This is a genomic window from Actinomycetota bacterium (assembly GCA_040755895.1).
Classification (GTDB): domain Bacteria; phylum Actinomycetota; class Aquicultoria; order Subteraquimicrobiales; family Subteraquimicrobiaceae; genus Subteraquimicrobium.
The window spans coordinates 1-5,096 of sequence record JBFMAG010000117.1; the positions used below are offsets into that span (position 1 = coordinate 1).

At 47.3% G+C, this 5,096-nt stretch carries 5 protein-coding genes and 4 tRNA genes; all 9 read right to left on the reverse strand.

What is annotated here, in order from left to right:
• The coding region (locus AB1466_05445) for a carbamoyltransferase N-terminal domain-containing protein (protein ID MEW6189539.1) at positions 1–458 on the reverse strand (458 nt) is incomplete at its 3' end.
• Positions 459–651: 193 nt separating this feature from the next.
• The gene (locus tag AB1466_05450) at positions 652–891 is read right to left on the reverse strand and encodes a hypothetical protein (protein MEW6189540.1); all 240 of its coding nucleotides are present in this window, start codon (positions 889–891) and stop codon (positions 652–654) included.
• Positions 892–1,013: 122 nt separating this feature from the next.
• Entirely contained in the window at positions 1,014–2,282 is a 1,269-nt protein-coding gene (gene clpX / locus AB1466_05455) for an ATP-dependent Clp protease ATP-binding subunit ClpX (protein ID MEW6189541.1), read from the reverse strand.
• Between the two features lie 11 nt (positions 2,283–2,293).
• Positions 2,294–2,890, reverse strand: coding sequence for an ATP-dependent Clp endopeptidase proteolytic subunit ClpP (gene clpP, locus AB1466_05460; protein ID MEW6189542.1), 597 nt, complete (start codon positions 2,888–2,890; stop codon positions 2,294–2,296).
• On the reverse strand, positions 2,887–4,188 hold the full coding sequence (tig, locus tag AB1466_05465; protein ID MEW6189543.1) for a trigger factor: 1,302 nt from the start codon (positions 4,186–4,188) through the stop codon (positions 2,887–2,889). Before tig ends, clpP begins: the two co-directional genes overlap by 4 nt.
• A 137-nt stretch (positions 4,189–4,325) precedes the next feature.
• Positions 4,326–4,407: transfer RNA gene (locus AB1466_05470), tRNA-Leu, on the reverse strand.
• Between the two features lie 104 nt (positions 4,408–4,511).
• Positions 4,512–4,587 (reverse strand) — tRNA-Lys (locus AB1466_05475).
• Positions 4,588–4,843: 256 nt separating this feature from the next.
• Positions 4,844–4,919: transfer RNA gene (locus AB1466_05480), tRNA-Gly, on the reverse strand.
• 56 nt (positions 4,920–4,975) lie between these two features.
• Positions 4,976–5,050 (reverse strand) — tRNA-Pro (locus AB1466_05485).
• Positions 5,051–5,096: the final 46 nt, after the last annotated feature.

The window sequence follows — 5,096 nt, forward strand, 5'->3', positions numbered from 1 at the left end:
GAGAGGTAATCGCCTCCCCTATCGATGGAAAGGATGGCCGCCTCATCAAAGGGAGAGACATAGAAACTGCTTGCGGCGTGGGCCTCGTGATGACCTACGAAGAGGATTTTATTCCTGTAGCCATACCTCTTTTTGAAATCGATGACCTTCTTTATGAGGGAATAATCGAAGTAGGTCTGCCCCGCAAATCTCCGTGAGGAAAAGGGGAAACCCTTCAGAAAATCGATGAAGCCTCGCCAATAATCCAGCCCAGGCTTGAAGGGGAAGCCAACGTAGTCAACATCATTGATGCTAGTGTTTCCCTCCCTTAAACAAAAATCAATGGCATTATCGGGAAAAGCTCTTGTGTGCTTCTCCTTGTTGAATCTTTCCTCCTCGGCAAAGGCGATGACTTCGCCATCCACCAGGAGGCAGGCCGATGTATCGTGAGAAAAGCAATTTATGCCCAATATGTTCACGGCTTTGCCCCTTTCGAGAAGCCTTGTTTATTATATTAAATTTTGCTTAAATTTTCTCGTCCGATCTCGCTTCACTTAGAACCCAAAATCCTTTCCTCGAAGCGAGGCAGAAAGGAGATAAACATCGCCGCGACCAGGAAAAGGAGGGAGGCAGGGTGAGGGGGAAAGAAGGGACTTCTCCAAGAAAATGAATTTATCGTCCTCGTTTAAGTAGGGCTTCCATCTCACGGAGCCAATGTGTAAGGGTCGGAGTGAGTTCCACAGGAGGATACTCTCTGATGCCAACGAGGGATGGGCTCTTAAAATGGGAAAAAATGAGGTCAACAATATCGGATTTAAGGAGAGCTGCTTTCTCTGGACTAGCATATAATTCCAGCCCTAAAAATATGCAAACTAGCTCCTTGTCCTTTTTGCCCTTGCTTTTTTTGCCCATTTCCGACCACCATCTTTAATATCGGGATTAAATCTTTAATCCTTTAATGGTGATGGGACATGGACTCGAAATTTTTATTCGCCAAAAAACAAAAGCCCCGAAATCGGGGCTTTTGTCATTGACTAGGCCAGAACTCCCTCATCCGACGAGAACTCCGCCGCACTTTCCGTCAACAGGGTGGGTTCCAAATTTTTTTCGATCGTTTCCTTAGTGATCAGACATTTGGTAACGTTGGATTTAGAGGGTAATTCGTACATCACATTGAGCAGGGTGCCTTCAAGTATGGACCTTAGACCTCTTGCCCCACTGGCTCTCTTGAGAGCTCTCTCGGCGATGGCGTACAGAGCATCTTCGGTGAAGATGAGCTCCACTCCATCATACTCGAAGAATCTCCTGTACTGTTTAACCAGAGCATTTCTGGGTTCAGTCAAGATTTTTACCAGGTCTTCCTTGGTAAGATTGTGAACCGCGCAGACCACGGGAAGCCTTCCCACGAATTCCGGAATGAGACCGTACTTTATGAGATCCTCGGGGAGCACCTGGGATAAGATCTCTCCGATCTCCTTTTCCTCAAGCTTCCTAACATCAGCACCGAACCCGATCCCCTTCTTTCCGATACGAGCCTCTATGATCTTTTCAAGACCGTTGAAGGCTCCCCCACAGATGAACAAAATATTCGTCGTATTTATCTGTATGAACTCTTGATGTGGGTGCTTGCGCCCCCCGTGGGGAGGTACATTCGCCTCAGTACCCTCGAGTATCTTGAGTAAAGCCTGTTGGACGCCTTCTCCGGAAACATCCCTGGTGATAGAGGGGCTTTCAGACTTGCGAGCTATCTTATCTATTTCGTCGATATAGACTATGCCCGTTTCTGCCCTTCTCACATCATAGTCCGCTGCCTGAATCAACCTAAGCAGAATATTCTCGACATCCTCACCGACGTATCCCGCCTCAGTGAGGGTTGTGGCATCAGCAATGGCGAAGGGTACATTTAGTATCTTGGCTAGGGTTTGGGCGAGCAAAGTCTTACCGCACCCAGTGGGACCCATGAGAAGAACGTTACTCTTTTGAAGTTCCACATCCTTTTCGCCTTGCGGCTCCGCTTGAATCCTCTTATAGTGATTGTACACCGCAACGGAGAGGATTTTCTTGGCCATATCCTGGCCGATCACATATTCATTGAGCGCATTATATATCTCTTTGGGCTTTGGGAGATGTTCGAATCTGAACTCGGTCTCCCGTTCCAGTTCTTCCTCGATGATTTCATTGCACAAATCTATGCACTCATCGCAGATATAAACACCGGGACCAGCAATGAGTTTCCTCACCTGTCGCTGACTCTTGCCGCAAAAGGAACACTTCAAATGATCCATATCGCCGAATTTTGCCACGATCGCACCTCCTATGCTTTCTTCCTTTGAACAACAACCTCATCGATCATCCCATATTCCTTAGCCTGTTCGGCGGTCATGATGAAATCTCTGTCGGTATCCTTTTGGATTTTCTCAAGAGGCTGCCCCGTATGCTTGGCCAAAATCTCATTGAGAAGTTGACGCAGGCGTAACATTTCTTTGGCCTGGATGTCGACATCAACTGCCTGTCCGGTGACCGCACCATGAGGTTGATGAATTAATATTCGTGCATTGGGCAGAGCGAACCTCTTTCCCTTTGCTCCAGCCGCCAACAGGACGGCAGCAGCGCTCGCGGCTTGACCTATGCAGATCGTTGAGATGCAGGGTCTTATATATTGCATGGTATCATAGATGGCTAAGGTTGAAGTGATGAGCCCTCCTGAGCTATTGATATACAGATGAATATCCTTCTCCGGGGCATCCGATTCTAGATGAAGCATCTGGGCTATGACCACGTTTGCCACTTGATCATTTATCTCGTTACCCAAAAATATTATGCGCTCATTGAGCAGTCTTGAATAGATATCAAAGGATCTTTCTCCTCTGTTCGTCTGTTCCACCACTATCGGGATTAACAGGTTGGTCATTTTTTCTTTCCCTTCCTCTCCCTCTTGATTTCAGCTTGATCAACCAGCCAATCTAAGGTCTTCCGCAATAGGATATCTTCTCTCAAAAGTCCCAAATTCCCTCTCTCTTCTAACCGCTTTTTAACCTCACTGCCTTCCACATTCATCCTTTGGGCTAGCTTCTCAATTTCATTATCAACTTCTTCCTCTTTAACTTCAAGTCCTTCTTTCTCTCCGATGGCTCCCAAGACGAGCTCATTTTTTAAGGCTCTTAGGGCATCCCTTTTAAAACGCTCTCTTAAACTTTCCATGCTGGTGTTGGTGGCCTTCAAATAATCATTCAAATCGATTCCCCTGTTTTTGAGATTAAAGGCAAAATCGCCGATCATCTCATTTACCCTGCGCTCTACCATTATCTCGGAGATTTCCACTTCGGCACCCTTTGAAACAGCTTCAAGAACCTTGCCACGGAGAGCAAACTGGTCTTGGTTCCGCTTTACCTCCTCCAACCTCCTCTTAACATCGTCTTTAAGCTCCTTCAAGGTTTCGAACGCGCCAATTTCCTTGGCGAATTCATCATCCACTTTGGGAAGTTTCTTTTGCTTTATCTCCTTTACAAAAACCTTGAATTTTACCTTTTTCCCCGCAATTTCGGCGATGGGGTGCTCTTTGGGCATATCGATGAAGATTTCCCTTATTTCCCCCCTGCGAGCCCCAATGAGTTTGTCCTCGAAACCGGGGGCGAAAGTGCCTGAACCGACCTGGAGTAGGTAATCGTTGGCCGAACCTCCTTCAAAGGGCTTGCCATCCACAAAGCCCTCAAAGTTAATCAAAGCAAAGTCACCCTTACGGAGTTTTCTCGTGACTGGCTCAAGCTGAGCGAATCTATCCTTTAACAGCTCTATATGGCCATCAATCTCTTCATCGGTCACCTCAATGAAGGGCATTTTTGCCTTTACACCCTTATATTTACCCAATTTAACCTTTGGCTTGACCTGCACCTTGGCATTGAATAAAAGGGGTTGACCCTCCTTTAACTGGACAACTTCGATTTCCGGTTTATCGATGGGTTTTATCCCACTCCTTTCAACCGCTCGCGAATAGTAGACCGGGAGCATCTCATTGAGTGCCTCCTGCAATACCGATTCCTTCCCGATCCGAGCATCGATGATTTTCCTTGGGATCCTCCCCTTTCGAAATCCCGGAATGCTCACCCTGCTGGATATGCTCTTATATGCCTTCTCTATGGCTTGATCCACGTCGCCTGTGGGGACTTCTACCTTTAATAAGACTTTGTTCTTTTCGAGTTCCTCGACCATTGTCTTCAAAAAATATCTCCTCCTCATAATTAAGTGCCTCGGCTTCGCCAAGGCTCAGTGATTAGTGGTTTCGTATACTGAACCACGGAGTGTTATAGAGTGTTATAACTACTTCGTATAAAATTATAATACAAATGTGCGAGAGAGGGGACTCGAACCCCTACGGGTTCCCCCACTGGATCCTAAGTCCAGCGCGTCTACCAATTCCGCCACTCTCGCTCAAATTTAGTCGGTAGTTTCTTAGTCGGGAGTAGGTGGGGAGTAAAATTATTTTTTAGCCACTTTAACTACCGACTACGGACTCCTCACTACCGACTTTAAAATGGTGGGTCGTGCAGGACTCGAACCTGCGACCAACGGATTAAGAGTCCGCCGCTCTACCAACTGAGCTAACGACCCTTAAGGTTGGGTCCCCACGATGCCCTTCACCAGTTCCACGAGTTCAGCGCAATATTAGCTTTGGGTGACCGAGGGGACTTGAACCCCCAACCTTTTGCTCCAGGGGCTCCGCCCCTAGGACGCTCACTTCGTTCGCTGTACCCCAAGTGCTTGGGGGAAATCCTTCCCCCAAACCCCCTTATCGCGGTTTCAAGTCCACAACAGATACCACGAAATTTGCGAACTTTTTGGAACGAAGCCATCGGTTAAACTTATTTGGAGCGGATGACGGGACTTGAACCCGCGACCCTCAGCTTGGAAGGCTGATGCTCTACCAACTGAGCTACATCCGCAAAATTTTTCGTACGAAAAATTTTGAAATTTTCAAAAATCTTCGATTTTTGGAAAGTCGGGGTGAGAGGATTTGAACCTCCGACCTCTTGCTCCCAAAGCAAGCGCGCTAACCAAGCTGCGCCACACCCCGCCCTTACTACTTTCGTCATCAAATGTCTTTCCCCGGCTAATTACCC